Genomic DNA, 25357 nt, shown 5'->3' with positions numbered 1-25357 from the left:
GTTTTAGACGGCAAATTTTCGACTTGTGTGTACACCGTAGGGCAAGGGGAGGGTGCGCGACAGCGCGGGTGGGGTGTATTTCATGTGCTTGGGAATTGCTATAGTTCTTAAGGCTAGTAGAAAATCTATTCTGAATTCTGCTGTATATCGTTCAACCCTAGATTAATCAGAAAATGAATATAGAGAGGATTTTCAAGAGTACTGATTTTTTTCAACCTACAGATGGTGAACCAATTCGTTCGGTTGTCACGGAATCACCAAATGCGGTTGTTGTTGCTTGGTATGTCAAACCCGGACAAGAAATTGGAGCGCACATTCATCCTCATGGTCAGGATACCTGGACAATCTTATCCGGCAGTGGTCAATATTATTTAGACATAGATGGTACTCGCACAACAATTACGGCTGGAGATGTGGTTGTAGCACCAGTCCAATGTGTTCACGGTGTGTTTAATCACGGCGATGAGCCTTTGATATTTATTTCTGTGGTGACACCCTACGATGCTGGATATGAACCTGTGACGATCAAATAAATTATTTCTCATTATCCCAAATCAAATCCAAACGCTTTTGCGCTTCAGTGAGAGCCTTTTCGGGAGATTCGCCTAACATTGTGGCTTCAATAGCCCTACCAAGACTATCAGATAAGCGATTATAACCAGGAATAATTGGCCGAGTACCTGATACAGACATTTGCTCAAGAAAAACTTTCATTACAGGTTTTTGCTGGAGAAATTCTTGATAAGTTTGGCTTTGAGTAGATTTAAGATTAACAGGCAAAAAACCTGAACCTATACTCCACTCAGTTTGAAATTTTTCCCCAATCACATATTCTAAAAATTTCAGTGCTGCCTGTTCTTTTTTGGGTGTAGTTTTCATCACAAACAGATTACCACCAGCAATTACACTGGCTGGGTGAACCTTGGCAGGAATTGGCAGTACATCATAATCAACGTTGCTTTTCATGATGAATGTCCAAGGCCCTGTAATCTGCATAGCTACGCGACCAGCAATGAAATCATCTTCTTCATATCCTCTTTCCAAGGCAGAGAATTTAGTAGAACCGTCTTTGATTAAGTCTTGCCAGAATTGTAAAGCGCTAATTGTCTCTGGATTAACTAAATTAGGGCGGTTATCTTTGACTAATGTTCCGTCAGTCGCTAATAAAAAAGGAAACCAAGTAAAGACTGTCCATTCTCCTTTCCCTAGCGGCATTAACATACCATACTGCTCAGGCTGGCGATCGCCATTTTTGTCTATTGTTAATTTTTTAGCAGCTTGGCGCAATTCCGACCAAGTTTTTGGTAGTTCGGTAATTCCCGCCGCTTTAAACAGATCCCGTCTGTAAAAAATCCCAATATTCCCAGTCCATAAGGGAACCGACCAAATCTTTCCATTTAATTGCATCTCACCAAAGCAATTTTCAATAATCTCTGACTTTAATGGCGATTTATCTAACCAATCTTCTAGAGGTAAAATTGCATTCAACTCTATAAGTTGCCCTGTAATTTGCGGGTTGAAAAACAATATATCTGGTGGAACATTACCGACAACGGCTGTGAGAATTTTTGGTATTTGTTGGTCTAGTTGACCTGCATAAATAGATTCTACTTGGATGTCAGGATGGTTTTGATTAAATTCATTGACGAGCTTTTGAAACACATCACGATTTGGTGGCGGGTTAATGCCATGCCATAAAGTTAAATGAATTACATCATTATCTTTATGTGCTGAAATTTGACAACCCCATAAAAATAATAGACATAAACTCAATAAAAATCCTCGCAATAAAATTTGCCAAACCGAACTGCTGATTTTCCTAAAATAATTGATTGAATTAAGTAAAACAAAATTAATTTTCATCGCAAGTATTACCTAGATTGAGATTTTTCATCTAAAAATGTCTTGGTAACACTCGTTTCTCCTCTTGTATAAAGGTAAGTTTCTGGTTCAGTGAGTTTTTCTGTTCTAAAAACTTTTTCGGCTCTGCACCATAATTCTGTATCTTCAACATACGGAATATCATTGAATCCTTTTAACTCGAAAAATACGTGTCTTTTCCCAAAAAAGGTTGGGCCTACTACGCACTCTCGCAGATTTATTGTTTTATCTTGGTTGAAATAATCGACTACCCAAATTTCTTCTTCCGTGGCAAATCCACCTTCAATTAAGTCAAGCTCTGGATGAGACTTCATATATTCCAGACGTGACTCTAAATGATTTATCTGATAAGCATCATCACTATCAATAAATGTGATATATGCCCCAAAAGATGCTTGAATACCTGCATTTCTGGCATATCCAGGTTTTCTATTTTGATGTTTAAAATAACGGATATTATTGTAATTCTGCACATAAGAATTAACAATATCAAAAGTATTATCTATACTTCCGTCATCTACTACTATTAACTCCCAGTCTTTAAAAGTTTGATTAATAATACTATCAATACATCTTTTTAAATACTTGGCTCTATTGTATGTGCAGAGAATAATTGATATTTCAGGAACCAGATTAAACATGACAGTGCTAGACATAAGTGATTAGCGTTCTCCTGTTAGATTAATTTAGTAATTTTGCTGAGATCTGTTAACAAAGTATATACTCTCGTTTTAATATAAGGATACCGAACCATTTAGTCATTTTCTCTGATGTAAAGAAATAAGTAATTCTTTGTAGTTATTGTCTTATTTTTGACTGCATTAGCAGATTTTTGTCAGCAACTTTATAATCTTCACAAGAGTAAATATAATGAAAAGTTTTAGTTTGATGAATATGTTACTGCTGGCTGGTAGTGGAGCAACATTTTTTTTTGCTGCGAGTCCATCTCAAGCAGCAGTGATCAATATCTCAGATTTTACTGGCTGGCAGGGTGTTGGCAACTTTAACTTGAGTAATCAGCAAGCCGGACTTTCTTCTGATGGGGGAGTGGCAGATACTGCTGTAGAGTCATTTTTAGGACTAGCAAATAGAGCCTTAGATACTTTTAACTCTCAAAATGTGATCAATGGTTCTGCAATTAAAAATACTATTACAGTCCAAGCAGGGGATGTTTTGAGATTTAATTGGCGGTTCCAAACCGATGAGTATCTAAGTTCTTTAGTTTACAACGATTTTTCTTTCTACTCTATTGGTACGTCTTTGAATAGACTGGCTGATGTCCGCCAAGTGGGTAATTTTGGCCAAACTGCATCTCAGACTTCTTACACATTCAATACAGCCGGAACATACACTATCGGATTTGGGGTTGTAAATACACTTGATAGGTTTTTGGGATCAAGTCTAACTGTTCGCACTTCTAGTTCTGCTGGTAGCGAACCTGTTCCCGAACCGATGACTATTATCGGTTCATTAACTGCGGGTGCTTTTGGTGTAGCTTTACGACGGAAGAGAAAGCAGCAAGGCGCTGTTAAATAAGTCTGACCAGCAATGGGCGGTTATGTGGATAATTGGGTAGAGAGAGCGATCGCGCATCGCTCTTAGTTTTATGAGAAAAAATAATTAGGGGGATTTTGCTGTTCCCTACTCCCTGTTCAAACTAAACACGACAAAATTTTCTAAGTCATTGTACCTGTAACCAATTTGTGAGATTCTAGATAATCGCTGCCATCAAACTTCAACAAACTGGATAACAAACTTAGATGTCTCCTTTCCGTTAGCCAAAGATTAGCCCCTACTAGACTATCAGACGCGGGTATTGAATTGCCTAAAACCAGAATTTCCGGTTATCAATAATTCTCAATAAATTGTCAAGGTCAAGCTGACCAAGAATTTTATGGATTTGGAGAAGACAAAAAATACTGGCGCAAAACTCAAATAAATATGTATAAATTTTGCTCCAGAATTAGCCATCCCTAAACCTTTAACTGTTATTTGAATATTAGGAAACAGACATGAAAGATAAGCTGATGCTGATGATTCCTGGCCCAACACCAGTGCCAGAAGCCGCCTTACTGGCTTTAGCCAAGCACCCCATTGGTCATCGTACCAGTGAGTTTAGTAACATTTTGGCGGAGGTGACAGCTAACCTCAAATGGCTGCATCAAACCACAAGCGATGTGCTGATGTTGAATGTCAGCGGTACAGGTGCAGTAGAAGCTGGGATTATTAACTTTCTTTCCCCAGGCGATCGCATTTTAATTGGCTGTAATGGTAAATTTGGTGAACGCTGGGCAGAAGTTAGCCAAGCCTACGGTTTAAATGTAGAAACCATTACAGCAGAATGGGGTAAACCTTTAGATCCAGCAGAGTTTGCAGCCAAACTACAAGCCGATACAGCTAAAGAAATCAAAGCTGTTGTTATCACTCACAGCGAAACATCAACTGGTGTTCTCAATGACTTAGAAACAATCAACCGCCACGTTAAAGAACACGGTGAAGCTTTAATTATTGTGGATGCTGTGACTAGTTTGGGTGCATTCAATTTACCTGTTGATGCGTGGGGATTAGATGTCGTCGCCTCCGGTTCGCAAAAAGGGTACATGATTCCCCCTGGTTTAGGTTTTGTGTCTGTTAGTGCGAAAGCCTGGGAAGCTTACAAAACAGCTAAATTACCAAAATATTATTTAGATTTAGGTAAATATCGCAAATCTACCGCCAAAAATACCACCCCTTTCACTCCTCCTGTCAATTTAATTGTGGCGCTGCATACCACCTTGGGGATAATGAAAGAAGAAGGTTTAGAATCCATCTTTGGACGACATGAAAGGCAAAAGAATGCAACCCGCGCCGCAATTAAAGGCTTAAACTTACCCTTGTTTGCCGCAGATAGTCATGCTAGTCCAGCAATTACAGCGGTAGCACCACCAGATATTGAAGCGGATAAAATTCGTTCCTTGATGAACAAGCGTTTTGATATTGCCTTAGCTGGTGGTCAAGACCATCTGAAAAATAAAATTTTCCGGATTGGTCACTTGGGTTTTGTGAGCGATCGCGATATCCTTAGCTGCATAGCATCCCTAGAAGTGGTGCTGTTAGAACTTGGCTATGAAAACTTCACGCCAGGTGCTGGTGTAGCCGCAGCAGCTAGAGTACTGAATGGTTAACCGTTAATCATTAATGGTCAATTGTCAATATGTGAAAACTCAAGACAAATGACCAAAATTAAAAGAGCGAGTAGGATAAACATCTTTAACTCGCTCTTTCAACTTGGATATAAATAAGTAGGATTGGTAAAAGTTAATTGCCCTATCTATCAGCCTCGTTCCTAGGCAGGGTGGATGTGACATACCTTAATTCTCCCCCATGAGCATTCATACTTAAACAGTTTCTAGCCAATCGTAAATTTGTTCTAACTGTTCCATCGTAACCAACCCATACTGCCAAAGAATCATCGGCAAAGGCCCAGGATCTTGTTCCCGATGCCGTAAGGCTACTGCCAGAGATGCTGCCGAAATTGACAAATCTTCCTGTAAAAAATGAATCAGTCGTGAATATGTTGATGGTGACATTTGTAACTCACCTCCTTGTTTAGTGTGTATGGTCATATATCGATTCACCATTCCTCTTTTGTCCGCAGCTACTACTTCAGTTGAGACTGTGCAATTACCGGATTAAGATCCCAAAATATTGCTGGATAATCCTTAAAATAGAAGACTTTTTCCCAAAAATTGAGAAATTCCAGTCTCTACAGTTATCTAGTTGCCTAAATTTCTAACAGCACTTCGGCAAGTTAAATTAGTTTCATCCTCAATTTGCCTGAGTGTTCTATTTAATTACACTTTAAGTAACAAAGATTCCATAGCCTATGCTCCCTTATGAGAGACTGTTTACACTTACGCCAAAAGGCAGATCTTTCTCAATGAAACCTTAAGATTGTTATTTTACCTCTTAAGTAGTTTTTTTTACTATTTTTGTCATCATATTAGATGCTTTAGAGACAATTTGCGAGTTCATATCTACTTAACAGTTTTTTTACTAAAACATTATTGAATTAGATATTGACGCACCTAATTAACCAAGGTTTTTAGGTCTTCTTACCGTAAGCTACTGTTATTTAAAAGTTTAATTGTGACACTATCTCCTAGTTTGAGCTTTAATTCTTTAGCTCTTCCTGCACGCAGTTCAATTACAGTATCAATTGGTACGTTTGGGCCATAAGTTGCACAAGGATCACTAGTACAAGGAGGTGCAGCATCTTGAATATACTTCACTACTCCATTTTGTAAAAAGACCATATCCAGGGCTACAGGTACATTCTTCATCCAAAACTGCACAGGCTGTGCAGAAGCAAACTTGAATAACATACCGCGATTATCTGGTAAGGCAGGTCTATTCATCAAGCCTTTTGCTTGCTGATCAGGAGTCACTGCTACTTCCAAATCAATTGTTGTCCCGTTAGGAACAATTGCCTTAGCGGAAATTGGTAGTGTTTGACCAGTGGCTCTTGGCACTTGAATTGGCGAATTAGGTTTCTCTACAGGAGGGTTAGCCGTTGTTTGCGTAGAACATCCCATCAGAAACAAACTGAGCATGATTGGCAGTAAACTTAGCCAACGTATCATAAAATTTGCCATTTTGTTATTTAAATTTTGATTTTACAGAATTTACCCCAGAAAGCCCACTTCTTTTGGGATCTTTTTTGGTCTTATCGGCAATTATGGCTTTAGAGAAAGGTACAGGGATACAAGGATGTAGGGGTGTAGGTGGGCAAAAACTTTACATTCCATACCCTTATACCCTCACCACCCCTGCTCCAAAAACTGTGTAAGTCATATCATTGCTGAGTTAAGTTAGGATAGCACCTCCCATTAATCTGTCATATCGGTATTTCAACTCTTCTTTCATCAAATGCCAGCGCTCTAAGGTGACATCTATCTCTATGACCTTCTCTGCGGCTTGTCGTGCTAACAACAATACTTCTTCATCTTCGACTAAACTAGCCAAGGTAAAATCCGGCACACCTGATTGGCGGGTTCCCAGCACTTCCCCAGGGCCACGAAAACGCATATCCATTTCTGAGATGAAAAAGCCATCTTGAGACTGTTCTAATACCTTCAACCGTTGTTGAGCATCAGGACTGCGGGAACTACTCATAAGTAAACAATAAGACTGAGCCGCACCTCGACCAACCCGCCCCCGCAATTGGTGCAGTTGCGATAAGCCAAAGCGTTCGGCATTTTCTATGAGCATCACTGTAGCATTCGGTACGTCTACACCAACTTCAATAACGGTTGTTGATACTAATATTTGCGTTTGGTTATCCCGGAATTTAGTAATTGCTTCGTCTTTTTCGGCTGAACTCATACGCCCGTGCAGCAACCCAACTTGAAATTCGGGAAAAACGCTTTCTTGTAACTTTTGATGCTCTTCTACCGCCGATCGCAAGTCTAATTTCTCTGATTCTTCCACTAAAGGCAACACTACATAAGTTTGTCTACCTTGGGCAACTTCTCGGCGAATGAGATCATACGCATGGCTGCGTTGCTGGCTTGTTAACGCGGTGGTTTGAATTTTTTGCCTTCCCGGTGGTAATTCATCAATTTGGCTGACATCCAAATCCCCGTGAATTGTTAGGGCTAGTGTTCGCGGAATGGGAGTTGCAGTCATCGTTAATACATGGGGTTGTTCGCCTTTTTGTTGTAATAACGCCCGTTGCTTCACCCCAAAGCGATGTTGTTCATCTATCACCACTAACCCCAAGCGGTGAAAGTTTACCGGATCTTGAATTAAGGCGTGAGTTCCCACTAATAAAGGTAATTGACCTGTGGCTAACAGCGAGTGAATTTCCCGGCGTTTGGCTGTTTTGGTGGAACCTGTGAGTAGTTCCACGGGTAAATGTAATAAATTGAACCAGCTAACTAACTTGCGGTAATGCTGTTCGGCTAAGACTTCCGTAGGAGCCATCAACGCTGCTTGGTAGCCAGATTGAATTGCCGCTAAAATTGCTACCACCGCCACGACGGTTTTACCAGAACCGACATCGCCCTGTACCAGACGATTCATCGGTGTGGTTTTCTGCAAGTCATTCAAAATATCGTTGAGAACTCTTTGCTGTGCGCCAGTTAATTGAAAGGGTAAGATTTCGGAGAATTTTTCAATTAACTGACCTTTAGGTGCAAGAATTGCGCTGGTTTGAATCGCCTTGGCTTGCTGCTGACGTTGGAGTAAGCCGAGTTGCAGATAGAAAAATTCATCAAAGACCAGCCGACGACGGGCAGATTGTAAGGTATCGCTATCAATGGGAAAGTGGATATTAGCGATCGCATCTTTCAATTCCATCAAATTATACTTTTCCCGCAAACCTTTAGGCAGCGGGTCTTTAAGAGAAGTTGCTGCCGGCAAAACTGCCGTTACAGCTTGACGCATCATATTCGCCATCACCCCTTCCGTGAGGGCATAAATTGGCACTACCCGCCCAATAGTCAGCGACTCAATGCTGTCTCCAGGATTTGCCAAAACTTCCAATTCTGGGTTATCTAGTGTCAAGCCATATTTACTTTCTTTCACCAACCCGCAAGCAGCTATGACACTACCTACTGGGTAGCGACGTTTGAGACTTTCTTGCCAAGCCCGACTGGTAAACCTCGCCCCAGCCGAAAAGCGACCAATTTTAATTTGACCTGTATTATCTTTAAGTACCAGTTCTAAAATAGATAGTTTTTGATTTTTTGGGCTAGTAAAGCAATTGCACCGTTTGACACTAGCTACAATAGTTACCGTCTCACCCGCCTGCAACTCGCGGATATTTACCAGACGCGCATAATCAATGTGGTCGCGGGGATAGTAAAACAGCAAATCCCGCACAGTATACAATTGCAACGCAGCTAATTTGTCTGCTTTCCGAATACCTATTTCTGGTAAGTCGCTAAGTTTTTGGTCAATTTTTGGCGCTAGTCTCCGACTCACCTCATTCACAACAGGGGTAGACTTGGGAATTTTTGATGGATAACTTCTCCCCTGTTTCTCTAGCTCCTCTGGATCTTCTTGCTGTTTTTGCAGTTGGTCAAGATACCTACGAGTTGTAGTAATTAAGTTTTGTCTATCTTTGACTGCCAAATTGGGATAGCTGGCAAATTTTGTCGCCAATTCTTGCCAACGGCGACGTTCAATAGCCGGGATAGCCGCTGGAAATTTCCCAAAAGTCAAGCTGAGAAATTCACTAAAGCGGTATTGTTTGCCCATCAAGTCGATAAAGCCGTGTTCTGCTTCTATTGCCAAGGCTTTATGCAAGCGTATCCAATCTGGTGTGTCATTAGTCATTGGTTATTAGTCAATGGTCAATGGTCAGTAGTCAATGGTCAATCGTCTTTAGTGTTGACTTTTGACTAATCTTCATACCAACTTGAGCGCCAAGCCGCTTCCGCTTCCGCAATCGAACGTTCTCGCTGCTTTTTTTGATACTCCCGTCCGAGTTTTTGGAGTTGTACTAAGATATTCCGAATTTGCTTGCGGCTAGAAGCCAGTGTTGCGTCGGCAAATTCAACTTCTCCTAGTCGCAGATTAATGGCCATAATCTGTGTCAAGCTAGATTCTTCTTCATCTTGCTCATCATCAATTTCGATGACCAAGTTTAAAAGATTTGGTGGCCCTGGCATAATTTCGGCGGCGGCTTCGGAAGCTGCTGCGGCTGCTTCTAAAATTGGTTCTGGGACTTTTTTGGGTAAGATATCAGCTTTTTGCAACAACACATTTGTATCGTGAGAGATTTTTTTCAGTGCTTGTTGCGTCAATTCTTCTAAACTATTTTGCCATTTTGCCAGTTCTACAGGCTTAGAAGAGTCAGGAGGGTTGAGTCGGGAATTCTCCACAACAATTTCTTCATCATCATTCCCGGCATTTTCAGCAACAACCTCATCTTCTGGAACTGCTTCACCATTAACATAGGTGAGTAATTGTTCAGATAGCTGTTTGCCTAATTTGCGGATGGCTTGCTGTAATTTCTGCCGTTGATTTAATGACAACTTTAAAAAGTTTTCGGGATAACCCTGAGTACACAGATGATAACTTGCTAGAATCAACTGCTTCCGCACGGCTTCACCTAAGAGGGTGAGATAAATAGTATAGGCGCTTTGAAGTTCGGCTGCGATCGCCCTTATCGCTTCTTCCAGCATTGCCAAATCTCGATCAATTCGCTCAATTGCTCTCGCCATATTGTTTCTTAATTACTCATCCGATCCGATTTTGGATTGCTTTATCTAGCTGTAGCCAAGGTAGTTGGGACATCGGTAAGCGATAAAACTTAAACAATAAAAAACTTTTCGCTCTGTCACCGTACCCTTCGGGAACGCTTTCAGCGAACGGCTGACGCTCACGGCGGAAGCCTGTCTCCTGCTATACGTTTAGCTTCTGTCAATCCATTTTCGCAATCATTTTTTAAATTAGTATAAGTTTGATTATGGTACAAATGTACGCAATTACTTTCTAAATAATAAAATACAGGTCAGCGTAGTGTAACTGACCTGTCTTAAAAAAGTCATTTGTCCAGAGTCAAGAGTCAAGAGTCAAATGAAATAGGCATTGACAATTGACTAATGACCATTGACAAAAAATTACTTAGCTCCGATTTGAGCCGCAACTTCATCAGCAAAGTTAGTTTCTTGCTTCTCAATACCTTCGCCTAGGATGTAGCGTACAAAGCGGCTGACTTGGACTTCTTCACCGACTTTCGCCTTCACTTGTTTGACCAATTCTTCTACGGAAATACTTTGGTCACGGATGTAAGGCTGATCGAGTAAAGTCATCTCTTTCAGACGTTTTTCAATCCGTCCTTGAACAATCTTTTCTCTGATGTTCTCAGGTTTGTTTGCCAAATCATCCTTGCCCATTTCAATGTCTTTTTCTTTTTGGACAACTTCGGTAGGGATTTGGTCTACGCTGACATATTCAACGTTGGGACAAGCTGCAACTTGCATTGCCGCATTCCGTGCTAAGGCTTGGAATTCTTCGTTACCCGCAGCTGATTCAGTAATGGTTTTGATCTCAACTAACACACCCACACGACCACCAGTGTGGATATAGCTATCTATCACTCCTGGTGTCGCATCTGCTAGTGCAAAGTTGATAAAACGGCGTACTTGAATGTTTTCACCAAGACTAGCAATGCTTTGCTTGATGAATTCATCTACAGTAATGCTGTTATCTCCAATGTAAGATTGAGCCAGCAAAGACTCAACACTATTCGCAGTAGCCGCTTGTTGTGCGAGGCTCTTAACTAAGGATTTAAAAGCATCATTGCGGGCAACAAAATCAGTTTGGCAGTTAACTTCTATGAGTACACCGACTTTGCCATCTGGCTGAATGTAGGTGTCTACTAAACCTTCAGCTGCGATGCGATCGCTTTTTTTACCCGCCGAAGCGATGCCTTTTTTCCGTAGCCAATCTATAGCTTGTTCAATGTCGCCGTCAGTTTCTTTCAGCGCCTTTTTGCAGTCCATCATGCCGGCACCAGTTTTTTGGCGTAGCTCTTGGACGAGTTTTGCAGATATTTCCGCCATGTTGCCTCAATTCCTAACTTGACCTAGAGTTTTTATCGCTCACGGGCGTTGAGTATTTCTATCTTACTCAGAACTGAAGAAAGTCTGAAGCCTGAAGTCTGAAGTCTGAAGTTTTATTTTTTAGACTTCAGAACCTCATCCTCCATACTTTATTCCTCCTCTTCTTCGTCGGGAATTAACGCGTCAGAGTATTCACTTTCGTCGTATTCGTAATCTTCCTCGCCGCCTTCGTAATCTTCGTATTCTTCTTCTGCATCCAGCTGACCATGACGGCCTTCATAAATGGCATCCGCCAATTTGCCGACTATCAGCTTGATAGATCGGATAGCGTCATCATTGGCGGGGATAGGAATATCCACAACATCTGGGTCACAGTTGGTATCCAACATGGACACAATGGGAATTGACAGTTTTTGGCATTCTTGAACTGCGTTATATTCCCGGCGCTGGTCGACAATTACTACCACGTCAGGGACTTTCCGCATGGTTTTAATCCCACCCAGGTATTTTTGCAGCTTTGTCATTTCCCGACGCAGCATTGAAGCTTCTTTTTTCGGCAATAAATCCAGAGCGCCGTTTTCCTCTCGGCGTTCCAAATCTTTCAGGCGTTCTACCCTAGTTTTAATGGTTGCCCAGTTAGTGAGCATTCCACCTAACCAGCGTTGGTTAATATAGTGAGCGCCACAACGAGATGCTTCTTGAGCAATGATTCCGGCGGCTTGACGCTTTGTGCCGACAAACAAGAATTTTTTCCCTTGCTCGGCTTGGGTTCTCATGTAGCTGTAAGCGTCTTCCATCAACTGGGCTGTTTGCACCAAGTCGATGATATGTACACCATTGCGGGAAGTATAAATGTACGGAGACATTTTTGGATTCCAGCGACGGGTTTGGTGTCCAAAGTGAACACCTGACTCCATCATTTGAGCCAAGGAAACGACTGGCATATATTTTTAACTCCTATTCGGGTTAAACCTCCACCCAGGTGTATTTTCATCTAAGAAAACACCCGAACTCCTGGATGTGCGGAATTTAGACAACTCTACTAGGGTAACACAGTTATGTTTAGTGTGAATAAAAGCAATGATTTGATAGAGGTAGTTGCTTAGTCCCTACTTCTTCTGGTTGGCATTACTTAAAGCATAAATAGACAACTCTCGGAAAGAAACATTATTCTCGCGTGCAATCTTATATAGCTTTTGAAATGACTCAACGACATCCTTTGGAACTTCACAGCCTCTTGCTTTTTCTACCCAATCAAACTGGGCTGTGGTTGGAGGTTCATTTAGTTTCCAATCCCACACATAGACTTCAAAAGGAGATTTTATCGTTCCGCAGGTTATTGGAACAGTAAAGCGAGTCAAGAGCTTCATCTGATCGTTTATGGGCAGCAAACCAACCCGATCCTCGATCGCTTTAACTAGCTGAGGTTTAGCTGGCTCTAATTTTTCCACTTTATACAGCTTCAGCAGGTTAGTATAAGCAATCTGTGCATACATCGGCCAGGCATCTTCGCTATCTGGTTTCGTTGTTTTCTCTAGTTCCAGGGCTTTTAGCCCATACTGTTCAGCTTTTTTCCTGTCTTTTGCTACCAATTCTCCCTTGAGATAAATATCTGAAAGATGAGCTGCCGCCCTCAATGAACCGTTAATAACAGCTTGCTCATAAAGCTGGATTGCTTCTTGAGAAGTCTTGGGATTAACCTTAATTTTACCGTTTCTAATTAGGTCAGCCAATTCTACCCCAGCCATTTTAGAACCAAGGTTCAGAGCAATGCGGAAATACTTGGCCGCTTCCTCTGGCTGTGATTTCCCTAATCCTGTTGCACTTTCATCAACATATAGCTTTGCCAGCTCTACGGCAGCATCACTATTGCCCACAGATATGGATTTTTTGTACCACTCCATTGCCTTTGGCACATCCATTTTGACATAATCGCCATAACGATACATATCAGCTAAGGAATACATAGCATCGGATGAGCCTTTTTGAGCAGCCTTCTGAAAGTAAGCTAGTCTTTTTTCGCTGGCTTGTGCAAAGGTCTTGGTATCTCCTGCCTTTTGAGCTTTTTTTGCCTTTTCCCCATAAAGACGGCCGAGATTGGTTTCCGCCTCTAATGCTCCAACTGATAGTGCTTGATTGAAATATTTTTCTGCTTGGGTTATGTCTTGCCCTGGAACCCCTTCTCTTCCGTAGAGATAAGTTGCACCAATTTCCAACATAGCTGATGCGTTACCATTTTCAGCAGCTACTAACCACCAGTCAAATCCTTCTTTCTTATTGGGTTGAGTCTGTCCCCAACCCCAATAAAGTCGCTGTCCATAAGCAAATTGGGCGCGACTAAAGCCGCGGGTTGCCGCCCGTCTTAACCAATAGGCTGTTCGTTCTGAGTCAGCAGTAACTCCCTCACCAGCGTTGTAGGCAATTCCCAATAGGTACTGAGCTTCTGCATCTCCACCCTCGGCAGCTTTTTGAATATCGTTGATCGATTTTGTAGCTAGGGTCTGCCTAAGCAATTTGTAGCCATCATTCACAATATCGTACTGACGTTTTTCAAACCCTGTTTCTAGCAACCGAGCTTGTCCAGAGGCTACTATCGGTTCTGCTAGAGCTTCACGGAACTTAAAGTTAAATAGCACCCCTTCCTGATAAGGACGCTGTTTCCCATCCGTGGTTTTCCTCACTTGCTCGTTTACTTGCTCGTAGACAGTCGGTAATGAAGAGCCAGGTTGAGAGATTGCTTTGGCAAAGGCTTGGCTAAAAGGGCTATTTGCAGCATCTCGATCTCCATCAAAAGCAACTTGACCGGGTGAAGCAGCAAATAAAATAAAAGTATCGGGGCCACCAGGATTGACATTCATCTTTGCTAGTCCAGCATCTCTACTACCTCGATGCCCTGGATTGAAAGGATTATTGCGACAAGCATCCAGGACGAAGATGACTTGTGAAGCCTTTGACTAGCTTAGGTAGTTGAGAATACCAAGCTGTGCATCCATTGCTTGATCAATGAAGGCGGCCTTACTGAACGCAGAAAGAAGCTTAGACTTAGCTGGAATCAAATAGTTATGTCCGTCAAACTGTACCCCATGTCCAGCAAAGAAAAATAAGGCTGTGACGTTATCACCAGAACTATCTATCTTTTTGACGAAAGCATCTCTAGCTTCTGTCAAAGCTCCTATTGTTGGATTGATAACCAGCGTTACTTCAAAACCTACTGATTCTAGTTCTCGCTTGACCAGTTTTGCGTCACTCACTGGCAAACCCAGAGGGTCTTCAGGATAGTCATCGATACCTACAACTAAGGCAAAGCGTTTTGATGCACTCAGTTTAACTCCCGGTAGTTTGGGAGTTATTTCTGCGGCTTGAGACTGATTAATAGCTATGGGGCATAACAGTATAGACACCCCTGATACAGCCAGGGAAAGTACTAGTGCCAGGGGAGTCAACTTCAATTTACAGGCAGGAAGCAATAGCATAGCCCATCTTATCTCCAATCAACAGGGGAAGCAGCTAATGATGAAGCTGTGTGGTGGTGAGAAATATTGAACTTTTAGCGATCGCTCCCCGCCAAAATCTCTCGGCACCTCTCACTTTCGTCAATTTATGTAATCATACTCAACCTTGCGTTAAATACGGACAATATTTCAGAATTTTTAACGTGGGCGCAAAACCTGGAGAAACTCACTATTTCGAGATGATGCGGCGTTGGGTGGACGCAATTTTATTGGGAATCCCAAACAACCGACAATTTCTGTTTGTAATCTAGTTGATGGAGAATATCAGATTAGTAAGTTTCAAGACAGCGATGCCTACGGCAACTCCTTCGGAGAACGCATTATCTCCCAAACTTTTCCTGAATTGCACCTGACTCCAAATCAAATTTTTCAAGCTGGGTTGGTATAAATTTTGAATTTGTAATTGGACTGGAAAAATCAGATAAAAAATGCGTAGATTGGATTTTACGCAGTACCCTTCAAAAAGCCAGCAAAAATCCAACCTACACAAATTTGACGTTAACTAAATTGATTAACGCCGTCTGCTACCAAAACCACCGCTACGGCTAGGACTCCGACTCCGACCGCCACTGCCAAAACTACTACCGGAATTACGTCTGGTAGTGCTAGATTTACCAGATGGTTGCAGTTCACTAGAACCAAAACCAGAACCGCTAGGACGGTTTGTAGTTCTGGGAGGGGTTGTAGTGCGGACATTAGAACCACTAGGATAAGTCCTTCTAATATTGCCTGTGGTACGGAAAGCTGTGCGATTTCTCACCGCTGCGGGGGGTGCATTATAGCGGCTGCGATAGCTGCTAACAGCTTGATCATAGGTAGAACCGTAACCACCAAACCCATTTAACACTCCGCCTGGTTGATAAACAGGTGGCACATAATATTGGGGTCTAAATAACAGACTACCAATTGCTTGACCCGCGATACTTCCAGCTAAAGAACCAGCAAAGGGCGACCAAAAGCTGTTTTCTCTCCTGACGACAACGGTTTCTTGTTGTCCGGTTTGGGGATTATTTTGAGTTTGCGTAACGTTGTGGACGTACTCAATTTTGAAGTCTTCTGTGAGGTACAAAGCTGGCTGTCCGTTTTCTACCTTCAAGTAAGATTTCTTACCGGCTTTAATTTCTTCATCAGTCAGCCGTGCCATTTGCACATTTTCGGTTGTAAAGGTTGGCGGTTTACTGTTCAGTAAGAACAGTGTGTATTCCCCTGTCCCATCGTCGTAAGTAGCTTGTTGTACTTGATACTGACCATCACTCAATTTGGTGGTGGTAGAAGTTTGGCTAACATTGCGCCCTGTGGGAGTAGTTTGCTCTCCACCCCCGCAAGCAACAGTTGTTATACACAAACTCAAGGCTAAAACAACAACTGTAAATTTACGTAATATGGTCATGATCATTGCAGTATTGTCTTATCTCCGAGCTTAACAACTTCTTAAAATGGCTGGTGTGCGGACAACCCAACAATCTACAAAGGTATCAATTCTGGGTAATATTGCAACAGGTGATCGTTGGTCAGTTCATCACCTAACTGTGCTGGCGAAAAATGCACTTGAATAGCTTTAAGTTTGTTTTTGTAGTGCAAATTGATTAAGGCTCTTAAACCTTCTTTGAGTGCGTGAATATTTGCTAAGTCTGTTTCTAACTCTGGGACTTCGCCTTCAGAAGCTATGGTAATCATCACTACAACGTTACGTGTAACTGGAATCGAAAAGGGTTCATCAAACCCAGAGGGAGAGTCCAAATCAATATCAGCACCATATCTTTCGGCCGAGTCAGTAAATAATTCATTGACGTAATCGCCTGCTTCGCCTTCACTCCAAAATACGTCGCCTTCGTTAGCCGCAGACATCCAATATTCATCGTAACGCAGCAGGGTTTCGCTGAGTTCGACTAATACTTCTCCTAAAACCTGCAAGTCGCCATCAGCATCAATTGCTTCTCTAGCAGCATGATTTAATACGCCTAAAATTGGGGCGATATCCGACCCGCTTAAGTGGATAAACAACCGACAGACTACGTAGCGAGTCCGACCAACCATTCTGTTAAAGGTATCACGCATTTGCTACCTCCAAAAATTCGTTTCTGGGAACATAGAGATTTTCTTATTCATTGATATAGTGAAAGCTTTTGAGAAAATCTACAACTACATTTAAGGAAATTGGTGTAATTGTGGCAGTTTCTCTGGATTTATCAGCGAGAAATACCGCATCTAGTTGTGAGGTATTAATAAATTTTTTACCAAAGTAGGGGTTATCATATACTGTAAATGTCTGGGCGCTGGAATTAGTCAAGATTGTTTGCGTCGGCGCTCTAAAGAAATTTATTTTCGCGGCTAATTCAAGATTTTTTTTCATTTGCCGAATAGTCTGGGCTTGACTAATAGCTTGTTCGATCAGGGTAGTCAATTGCTTCACCCGATGGGATATTTTTATATCTAAGTTGGATACATCTTCTTTATTAAGTATCTCTACCACTTGGTAAATGCTTTTGTGCATACTGTTGGCATCCCTAAAGGGGAGAATAGCCAGACAAGCTGTGGGTAATAACGCTTCATCGCTATCTACCCGGAATGTAAAAACTGTGCGGCGACGGCCAATTTCCATGCTGGGGGGTTGTTTGATGATGCGATATTCTTGAGCAATGTGGAAGTAAGCGCCAGCCAGGGCAAAATTGGCTTCTGGTTCGAGGGCGGCATCGACGATAATGCGAATAGTTGGCGGAGTTTCGTTAAAGAAGTCGCCTGGGTCGTCGGCTTCAAACTTTTGGATGATGGAGCGATCGCCTTTTGGACTAAGATCAACCCATTCACAAATCATTCCTTCTGTTTTTAGCCCAAATCGTGAGGCGGAATGCAGTTTAGCCCCGGTTAAGGTTGCGCCTGTTAAATCAGCACCAACCCATTCTGCTTTAATTAATGTTGCTTCAGTTAAATTTGCGTGGACAAAACTGGTATTAGTTAAATTAGCATTGCTCAGGTCTGCTCCCATCAAGTTCGCCCCACTCAATTTTGCGCCACTTAAATCAGCCCAACAGAGTTTTGCGCCACTCAAATCAGCCCAACGAAGGTTCGCCCCGCTTAAATCTGCGCCACTGAGGTTAGCGTGGGTCAGATTTGTCTGTTTAAATTCCGCATCACGTAAATTCGCTCCACTCAGGTCAGTACGATGCAAATCAGCGGCGTTTAAGTTTGCCATTTCCAAGTTCGCACCAGCCAGTGAACAACCTTTGAGACTTGCTTCGCTCAAATTAGCGCGACGAAGATTGGCTTTGCGGAGTGTAGCTTCGCGCAAATCAGCATTACTGAGGTTAGCTTCAAATAAGTCAGCACGGCTCAGTTCTGCCCGAATTAACTCAGCACGTACCAAAGAAGCACCCCGCAATTGAGCGCGGCTGAGGTCAGCACGAATCAAGTTTGCCACATTCAGACTGGCATGATTCATGATTGCACCGACAAAATTTACACCACTCAGGCGAGCGACATTCAACTTAGCATGGCACAAATTGGCATCGCTGAGATTTGCCCCACTCAAATTCACTATACTCAAATTAGCTTCGCTGAAATTTATTCCGCTGAGTTTGGCACCACTCAGGTTCGCTTCGCAAAGTTCGATACCGCTAAAATTTGTAACCCCTGCTGCGTATTGTTCGAGTAATTCCTCTACAGTCATTGATGCTACCCATAAATATAAGTTAAAAGTCAAAAGTCAAAAGAATTAAATTAGTTTCCTTAGTTGGTAAAGTATGCAAAATATAAGTGAAAAATAAGCTGACAAAATCAATTATGAATATTGGTATTTTAGGTTTGGGTTTAATAGGCGGTTCTTTGGGTTATGATTTGCGATCGCAAGGTCATCATGTCTTAGGAGTAAGTCGCCGTGAATCTACCTGTCAAACAGCTATAGCCCTTGGTAGTGTCGATGAAGTCTCTGTAGATATGAGTTTGTTAGCAGCCGCAGACATTATCTTTATTTGTACGCCTATCGCCCTTATTGTTCCCCAAGTTGAACAGTTAATTACATATCTGTCTGGGGATACGATTATTACTGATGTTGGTTCAGTGAAAGCACCGATAGTTCAGGCAATTTCGCCGCTGTGGGAAAGGTTTGTCGGTGGTCATCCAATGGCGGGAACGGCTGATAGTGGTATAGAAGCGGCGCAAAAAAATTTATTTGTGGATAGACCTTATGTGCTGACACCAGATGCGACAACACCCAAAGATGCGATCGCTATTTTAGAAGAAATTGTGCGAGCGCTTGGGGCAAAAATCTACCATTGCCAACCAGAACAACACGACCGTGCTGTGAGTTGGATTTCTCATTTACCTGTGATGGTGAGTGCGGCGTTAATTACGGCTTGTACGGGCGAAAATGACCCAGCAGTTTTACAATTAGCCCAAAATTTAGCTAGTTCTGGCTTTCGAGATACCAGCCGTGTCGGTGGTGGTAATCCTGAATTAGGCGCGATGATGGCACGCTATAATCGCCAAGCATTGTTAGGGTCATTGCAACAATATCGCCAAAATATCAATGAATTTATTAATTTGATTGAACAGGAAGATTGGATAACTTTAGAAGCAAAGTTGCAATCAACACAACAAGCCAGACCTCTATTTACAGAGTAAAAAGCTTTGCAGGAGTCAACGTTCAGTAATTATCCTGGCAATAGTGCTTCAATATTTTTGCGTAAATATATTGACAAATCTATTACTTGGCACTATTCAACTGTTAACTGCGTCTATTTAACTTAATCAACTAAATGTGCATTAGTTTAAATGGTGCAGCATCTGTAATGTTATAAACAGAGCTTGTATATTCAATATAATTACTTACTAATGTTGACTTATTTTTGTGACAAAGGCTTACAAATTAAAGCTTGGGTAGTTAGCGTGGTGTGCAACTTTCTTCCAACCCTAACCTCCAACGCCTTCCCTACAAGGGAAGGGGAGCAAGAATTAAAGCCTCTCTCCGTTGCGGGGAGAGGTTTGGAGAGGGGTTTTAAACATAAGTCGCACATCGCGTTAATTGCATTTAGGCAATCTACTTTCAGCCAGATAAATTGGCGGTCAATTCAGCGTCTTCTACCAGTATTGTTTGCAGTCTCATTTACTGCTGTGGTGCTGCTACACAACTTCAGTCCAGCAACTGCTCAAATACCTGCGTCACCCCGTCAAGAAATTCGCGGGGTTTGGCTGACTAATAATGACTTCGACATTATGAAGTATCAAGCCAAAGTCCAGGAAACTATGGCACAATTGCGGCGCTTGAACTTTAACACAGTCTATCCAGTAGTCTGGAATGATGGTTATACAAAATATCCCAGTGCAGTAGCACAACAGTTGGGTATTCCCTTTTTCTTCAAAGGTGCAGAAGGACAAGATGTAATTGCTGACATTATTACCCAAAGCCGTCGCCAAGGGTTACTGGCTATACCTTGGTTTGAATTTGGTTTCATGGTTCCTTTGACTTCAGAACTAGCATCGGCTCATCCGAATTGGCTGACACAAAAGCAGGATGGTACACAAACCTCAATTACGGCTGCGGGTGAAGTAGCTTGGTTTAATCCTTTTCACCCGGAAGTACAGAAATTTATTACTGACCTTGTAGTCGAAATTATTAGCAAATACAACGCTGATGGAATTCAATTTGATGACCACATGAGTTTGCCTGTGGATTTTGGTTACGACAGTTACACGATTAAACTATATACAGACGAAACCGGAAATCCACCTCCACCCAACCCCCAAGCCCAAGCATGGGTGCAATGGCGGGCAGATAAAATCACAGCTTTTATGTTACGACTCAATCAAGCAGTGAAGCAGATAAAGCCTAATGCCATTTTCTCTGTTTCCCCCAATTACTATGATTTTGCGTATAAATTTCAACTCCAAGATTGGCTGAACTGGGTAAGGTTGGGTATTGTAGACGAGCTTGTCATGCAAGTTTACCGTAATGATTTAGAAGCTTTTACTAGTCAAATTACTCGCCCCGAAATTAGAGAAACACAGCAATATATACCTACTGGGATAGGAATTATGGCAGGGTTGCGAAATCGCCCAGTTTCTTTGTCACAGATTCAGTCTCAAGTACAGGCGGCGCAACAACGTGGTTTAGGTGCGGTGTTTTTCTACTACGAAAGTCTTTGGGATTATGCACCAGAACCAGTGGCGCAGCGACAGGCTGGATTTTTAGCGGTCTTTTCTAACCCTGTTTTGCGGGATACTTCTCAATTCACACGCCGCCAGCCTACTTTTGATACGCTAACAGTTCCTTTATATACAAAGGGTTCTGTCAGTCAACCAGGGCGAGGCTATTTTTTAGAGGTTTCTGTGGCAGGCGATCGCCCAAGACGTGTTTTATTAGATACAGGGTCAGCAGGTTTACGAGTTCCCAAGGAATTTTTAGGAAATGCTCCTATCCGCCAAACAGGTCAAATTGTCAAAGAAGTATTAAGCGATGGGACTATCTTAGAAGGAGAGTTAGTTTATACCACCTTGAGAATAGGTTTACTAGCAACAGCAGAACCTGTTCCCGTACAGGTGGTTACTAGCCGCAAATGTACTCCTCAAAAACCGAATTGCTCGGCAAAAAGTGGTTCAGCATTCTCTGGTATTCTCGGTGTCAACTACTCTGAACGGACACTTCCTTATAACCCGTTGAGAAAACTTCCAGGAAATTTAAGTAACGGATTGATCGTTACAGGTAATGGTGGTACTAACAATAACGGTAGTCTCACTCTTGGCTTAACAGCTAAGAATCGAGAAGGTTTTAAGATGACTTCTCTCAAGCAACAACCCGCAATTGATGGGATACCTGGGAATAGATGGGACTCTCGCCTCATAGGAGTTTGTTTAACTATCTCTGGCAGTTCTCTGAAAAATAACTGTAATACCAGAATGGTCACTGATACTAGAGCCAGAAATGGTTTTGTGGAATTTAAATCGGCTTCCCTAGCAGGGAAACTCAAGCCAGGAAGCTTACGTCCAGAAAATGCTCTGAAGGTAGCGATACCTAAAATTCTGGACTACAGTCTAGTACCGGGCAACCGTGATGGTTTTAATCTGTGGAGTATTAATATTTCTCCACAGGCTGAATATCCCATGTTGGTGAATAGTGGGATTGGATTTTTTGACAAATACGATGTTCTATTGGATTCAATTAATGGACAACAGGGTTTTCGTATTCGTAGTTAAGGATGTATTGGCGCAACTTGAACTATCTTGACAACTGGATAGAAAAACCTTTTATCTAATGTAATACAAGGTTTTCTGCAAATTTCTAGAGCCGTTGCTACCATACTTCATAAACCAGCAATACGCTGTAATTGCAAATTGAATTTCTGTTTAGATTTTTGCTGCTTCTGCTGCATATTCATCAAGCTTGAGATATAAACTCTTCTCAATATTGGCAATTTCCAACGAATTTTATAAGTTATGTAAACTTTTTTACTGAGGGTTTAATTCCAAATTCAACCCATGTTAATCTTCTCCGTAAGAACACGACACGAATAATTTAGATGTCAAAATTTCGAGTCAATTATAAATTTCCTTAATTTATAATTTTGACATCTCCAAACTTTTTCTAAATTTATATCTCCAGCTAGAGACTCAAAACTAAAAAGAAGTAAAACCATTCATAATTATTTGAGGAAATAAACATTATGAATAGTAATAATCTCTTGGTTAGGAAAAGTAAAAGATTGATTCAAAAGATAGCGGATATTCCCTTTGCAATTTTCTATCCCGAAAAATATAAAGATTACAGAGAACTGTCTTATTGGCAGGCTACCTTAGAAAAAGAAGGGCAACTTGGAAACGAACATTACTCATACTTTTACACTGCCTACTTTGATTTAGAACCCAGTTTTTATTCGAGTAAGCGAGTTCTTGACATTGGTTGTGGGCCTCGTGGCAGTCTAGAATGGGCTGATTCGGCATCTGAGCGGATTGGTTTAGATCCTTTAGCTAATGACTATTTAAAGCTGGGAGCAGACAAACATAAGATGAACTATGTGGCTGCACCCTCAGAAAAAATTCCCTTTGCCGATCAATACTTTGATATAGTTTGCAGCTTTAATTCTTTAGATCATGTAGCAGACTATCAAGCAACGGCATCAGAGATTAAGCGAGTTGTCAAACCTGGTGGTTTATTTCTGATGATAGTAGAAGTCAATCATCCACCCCGCCCCCATGAACCTATTTCTCTGAGTTGGCAAACAACAGACGACTTCTTAGATGTATTTGATGTAATTAGTGTACGTCGTTACGAAATTGGCAATCACGATATATATGGTCAATTGCTGAAAGACGATCGCTTTGATGAGACCAAGAAAAAGAAGCGCCCAGGAATTTTAACAGCTAAATTTGTCAAAAAAGTATAAAAACTTTTTGTCTAAAATCATTAGGACTTACGTACAGGCTACGGAAGAACGAACCACAGAGGCGCAGAGTTCACGGAGAAATGAGAGTTTGAGAGATGTTTTGCGTAAGTCCTAATCATCTGTCCCTCGGCTGCAATGACATTATTGCTGATTTTTCTCTGTCTACAAACATCAATCATTAATCTCTTGATTACTTAGCATATCGACGAGGTGTATAAACTGAGATACTAGCATCACTACGTTGAATAGTTTTAGTCTGACTAGAGCCAACAATAATCACTGTTCGCATATCAGCGACATCTGGTGTTAACTGCTCAAGAGAAATCACCTTAACCGTTTGTCCTGGCCTACCGAGATTTCTACCTAATACTACAGGAGTTTCTAATGGACGATACCGCAGTAATAGATCTCTAGTGGCTGCAAGTTGCCAAGTACGCTCTTTGGAAACAGGGTTGTAAAAAGCGATCGCAAAATCTGCTTCAGCCGCCGCCGCAATTCGTTGTTCAATAATTGACCAAGGTTTCAAAATATCTGACAGTGAAATCGCGCAGAAATCATGTCCCAAAGGTGCGCCAACCGCTGCGGCTGCTGCTTGCATAGCGGAGATTCCCGGCGCAACGTAAATTTCGATACTGTCCCATTCTGGTTGGGGATGACGATCAAGTACTTCAAATACCGCCGCCGCCATTGCATAGATCCCAGGATCACCAGAGGAGACCACCGCTACATATTTGCCTGTGGCGGCTAAATCCAGTGCCATTGTTGCCCGTGCGATTTCTTCGCGGTTATCAGATTCGTGGCGTTGTTTGCCATCAGCTAAAGCACCAACTAAATCGAGGTATGTTTTGTAACCTACAAGGTCAGTTGCAGAGTTGAGGATTTCTTTGACTTCGGGAGACATCCAAGATGCAGAACCGGGGCCAGTGCCAATTATGGCTAATTTACCACGCGGTTGACCAATGGTGTTGGGGTCAATTGGTTGGGGTGCGATCGCTAGTGCTATTTCAGTAGATGCAATAGCAATCAGTTTACCAGATGAACCTGTCGCTGCCAAAGCGATCGCCTGTGCAGAGCTATCACTTTCTACAAGTATGCTTTGGTCAAAAAAGCGGGCAGGTATACTTAAAGCCTCAGCTATAGCGTGAATTGCTGGATTAGCAGCAATGCTAAGGGGGGCAAAGATTCCAGCAACAGAGGCGGGTGCAAGTTTGGCATCGACAAGGAGTTGCTGAACTGTAGTTAAATTAACATTAGGTTGAGTAATGGCGATCGCTACAGTTTGAGGATGATAAACCAGACAATTAGCGGTAGAATTTACCAAACTTTCTGTAATCTTAATAGTCAATTCTCCTTGGGCATCAATTGGCAACTGACTATTACTCAACCAAGGTGCAGTTCCCTCTAATTTTACTTGCGCCCCTGCTAATAAATCCGAAATAAACGTCTTTGCATCATCTGGGTTAGCTAAATGATAGCCAGCCGGAGGTGATAACAACGCCGTGCGAAAACGAATATCCCCAGTAGTTGTAATTGCTGGTTTAACATCCAACACCTCAGCAATGCGGCGTGCTAAATCATTGACTCCACTCAGTCCACCCAACAAGGGAACTACCGCACTACCATCCTCAGCCACAGCTAAAACTGGCGGTTCTTGACGCTTATCAGAAATAAGGGGGGCTAAGGTTCTAATCAGAATCCCCGCAGCACAAATACCAATTATGGGTGTTCCCGTAGCAAACAACTCACGCAACGTTTCGCCAAAATTTGTGAAACTAACATCAACCCCAGAAGTGCGTCCTGCTAAACCATATAAAGTTGCTCCTGGCAGAACGCTGATTATTGTGCGGGCTATGACCACACTATTTTGACCCAACACTACAACCGCAGGTGCAACCTTGATCATGAGACTTCGGGAATTTGAGTAGATATCGTGCAGAGTTTATAGTATAAGTCTTGTAGAGACTTTGTAACGTCTCTACAAAAACCGATAATTGGAATTCCCTCAGTCTGAGTAATTTTCAATTCACAATAGTCT

The 25357-nt window shown here is 42.0% G+C and carries 19 protein-coding genes and 2 pseudogenes; 7 read left to right on the top strand and 14 right to left on the bottom strand.

Features of this window, described 5'->3' with window-relative positions:
• The first annotated feature begins 173 nt into the window (after positions 1 to 173).
• Positions 174 to 533 (top strand): cupin domain-containing protein, encoded by a 360-nt coding sequence (locus tag IQ244_RS19535; protein WP_193897124.1) that lies wholly within the window; start codon positions 174 to 176, stop codon positions 531 to 533.
• A gap of 1 nt (position 534) precedes the next feature.
• Here the strand turns inward: IQ244_RS19535 and IQ244_RS19530 are convergent, their stop codons facing one another.
• On the bottom strand, positions 535 to 1863 hold the full coding sequence (locus IQ244_RS19530) for an ABC transporter substrate-binding protein (protein ID WP_193897122.1): 1329 nt from the start codon (positions 1861 to 1863) through the stop codon (positions 535 to 537).
• Positions 1864 to 1871: 8 nt separating this feature from the next.
• Complete coding sequence (locus tag IQ244_RS19525; protein ID WP_193897120.1) at positions 1872 to 2537, bottom strand: glycosyltransferase family 2 protein; 666 nt, start codon at positions 2535 to 2537, stop codon at positions 1872 to 1874.
• A gap of 214 nt (positions 2538 to 2751) precedes the next feature.
• Here IQ244_RS19525 and IQ244_RS19520 point away from each other — a divergent pair, with 214 nt between their 5' ends.
• Positions 2752 to 3417 carry a PEP-CTERM sorting domain-containing protein gene (locus IQ244_RS19520; RefSeq protein WP_193897118.1) on the top strand — a complete coding sequence of 222 codons (666 nt, stop codon included), beginning with the start codon at positions 2752 to 2754 and terminating at the stop codon, positions 3415 to 3417.
• Positions 3418 to 3893: 476 nt separating this feature from the next.
• Positions 3894 to 5045, top strand: coding sequence for a pyridoxal-phosphate-dependent aminotransferase family protein (locus IQ244_RS19515; protein WP_193897116.1), 1152 nt, complete (start codon positions 3894 to 3896; stop codon positions 5043 to 5045).
• 213 nt (positions 5046 to 5258) lie between these two features.
• Here the strand turns inward: IQ244_RS19515 and IQ244_RS19510 are convergent, their stop codons facing one another.
• The 8 genes and pseudogenes from IQ244_RS19510 to IQ244_RS32560 form a co-directional block, all read right to left on the bottom strand.
• Positions 5259 to 5486, bottom strand: a complete 228-nt coding sequence (locus tag IQ244_RS19510; RefSeq protein ID WP_193897114.1) for a DUF2949 domain-containing protein — start codon at positions 5484 to 5486, stop codon at positions 5259 to 5261.
• Between the two features lie 489 nt (positions 5487 to 5975).
• On the bottom strand, positions 5976 to 6503 hold the full coding sequence (locus IQ244_RS19505; RefSeq protein ID WP_193897112.1) for a DUF192 domain-containing protein: 528 nt from the start codon (positions 6501 to 6503) through the stop codon (positions 5976 to 5978).
• Positions 6504 to 6726: 223 nt separating this feature from the next.
• Positions 6727 to 9201 carry an ATP-dependent DNA helicase RecG gene (gene recG, locus IQ244_RS19500; protein ID WP_193897110.1) on the bottom strand — a complete coding sequence of 825 codons (2475 nt, stop codon included), beginning with the start codon at positions 9199 to 9201 and terminating at the stop codon, positions 6727 to 6729.
• Positions 9202 to 9266: 65 nt separating this feature from the next.
• The gene (locus IQ244_RS19495; protein WP_193897108.1) at positions 9267 to 10091 is read right to left on the bottom strand and encodes a hypothetical protein; all 825 of its coding nucleotides are present in this window, start codon (positions 10089 to 10091) and stop codon (positions 9267 to 9269) included.
• A gap of 399 nt (positions 10092 to 10490) precedes the next feature.
• Complete coding sequence (gene tsf / locus IQ244_RS19490; protein WP_193897106.1) at positions 10491 to 11435, bottom strand: translation elongation factor Ts; 945 nt, start codon at positions 11433 to 11435, stop codon at positions 10491 to 10493.
• Positions 11436 to 11584: 149 nt separating this feature from the next.
• Positions 11585 to 12379 carry a 30S ribosomal protein S2 gene (gene rpsB, locus IQ244_RS19485; RefSeq protein WP_193897104.1) on the bottom strand — a complete coding sequence of 265 codons (795 nt, stop codon included), beginning with the start codon at positions 12377 to 12379 and terminating at the stop codon, positions 11585 to 11587.
• Between the two features lie 165 nt (positions 12380 to 12544).
• Positions 12545 to 13654: a DUF2610 domain-containing protein gene (locus IQ244_RS33395; RefSeq protein ID WP_416209784.1), complete on the bottom strand. Its 1110-nt coding sequence runs from the start codon at positions 13652 to 13654 to the stop codon at positions 12545 to 12547.
• Positions 13655 to 13675: 21 nt separating this feature from the next.
• Positions 13676 to 14908 (bottom strand): annotated as a pseudogene (locus tag IQ244_RS32560) (caspase family protein); the annotation flags it as partial.
• A 217-nt stretch (positions 14909 to 15125) separates the two neighbouring features.
• Between IQ244_RS32560 and IQ244_RS19470 the strand changes: the two are divergent.
• Positions 15126 to 15335: pseudogene (locus tag IQ244_RS19470) on the top strand (Uma2 family endonuclease); the annotation flags it as partial.
• A 123-nt stretch (positions 15336 to 15458) separates the two neighbouring features.
• Here IQ244_RS19470 and IQ244_RS19465 read toward each other — a convergent pair.
• The 3 genes from IQ244_RS19465 to IQ244_RS19455 form a co-directional block, all read right to left on the bottom strand.
• Positions 15459 to 16343, bottom strand: coding sequence for a hypothetical protein (locus tag IQ244_RS19465; protein ID WP_193897098.1), 885 nt, complete (start codon positions 16341 to 16343; stop codon positions 15459 to 15461).
• A gap of 68 nt (positions 16344 to 16411) precedes the next feature.
• Positions 16412 to 17005 (bottom strand): DUF1517 domain-containing protein, encoded by a 594-nt coding sequence (locus IQ244_RS19460; RefSeq protein WP_193897096.1) that lies wholly within the window; start codon positions 17003 to 17005, stop codon positions 16412 to 16414.
• A gap of 43 nt (positions 17006 to 17048) precedes the next feature.
• Complete coding sequence (locus IQ244_RS19455) at positions 17049 to 18614, bottom strand: pentapeptide repeat-containing protein (RefSeq protein ID WP_193897094.1); 1566 nt, start codon at positions 18612 to 18614, stop codon at positions 17049 to 17051.
• A gap of 113 nt (positions 18615 to 18727) precedes the next feature.
• On the opposite strand from IQ244_RS19455, the gene IQ244_RS19450 reads away from it, so the two are divergent.
• The 3 genes from IQ244_RS19450 (at position 18728) to IQ244_RS19440 (ending at position 23322) form a co-directional block, all read left to right on the top strand.
• Positions 18728 to 19567, top strand: a complete 840-nt coding sequence (locus tag IQ244_RS19450) for a prephenate/arogenate dehydrogenase (RefSeq protein ID WP_193897092.1) — start codon at positions 18728 to 18730, stop codon at positions 19565 to 19567.
• 210 nt (positions 19568 to 19777) lie between these two features.
• A complete protein-coding gene (locus IQ244_RS19445) occupies positions 19778 to 22135 on the top strand; it encodes a glycoside hydrolase family 10 protein (protein ID WP_228059022.1) in 2358 nt (785 codons plus the stop codon).
• Between the two features lie 467 nt (positions 22136 to 22602).
• Positions 22603 to 23322 (top strand): class I SAM-dependent methyltransferase, encoded by a 720-nt coding sequence (locus tag IQ244_RS19440; RefSeq protein ID WP_193897090.1) that lies wholly within the window; start codon positions 22603 to 22605, stop codon positions 23320 to 23322.
• A 190-nt stretch (positions 23323 to 23512) separates the two neighbouring features.
• Here the strand turns inward: IQ244_RS19440 and cobJ are convergent, their stop codons facing one another.
• Entirely contained in the window at positions 23513 to 25225 is a 1713-nt protein-coding gene (cobJ, locus tag IQ244_RS19435; protein ID WP_193897088.1) for a precorrin-3B C(17)-methyltransferase, read from the bottom strand.
• Between the last annotated feature and the right edge of the window lie 132 nt (positions 25226 to 25357).

This window comes from Nostoc sp. LEGE 06077 (assembly GCF_015207705.1).
Classification (GTDB): Bacteria; Cyanobacteriota; Cyanobacteriia; order Cyanobacteriales; family Nostocaceae; genus Nostoc_B.
The sequence above is the reverse complement of the archived record's forward strand: the minus strand, read 5'-3'. Positions and strand labels throughout refer to the sequence as shown.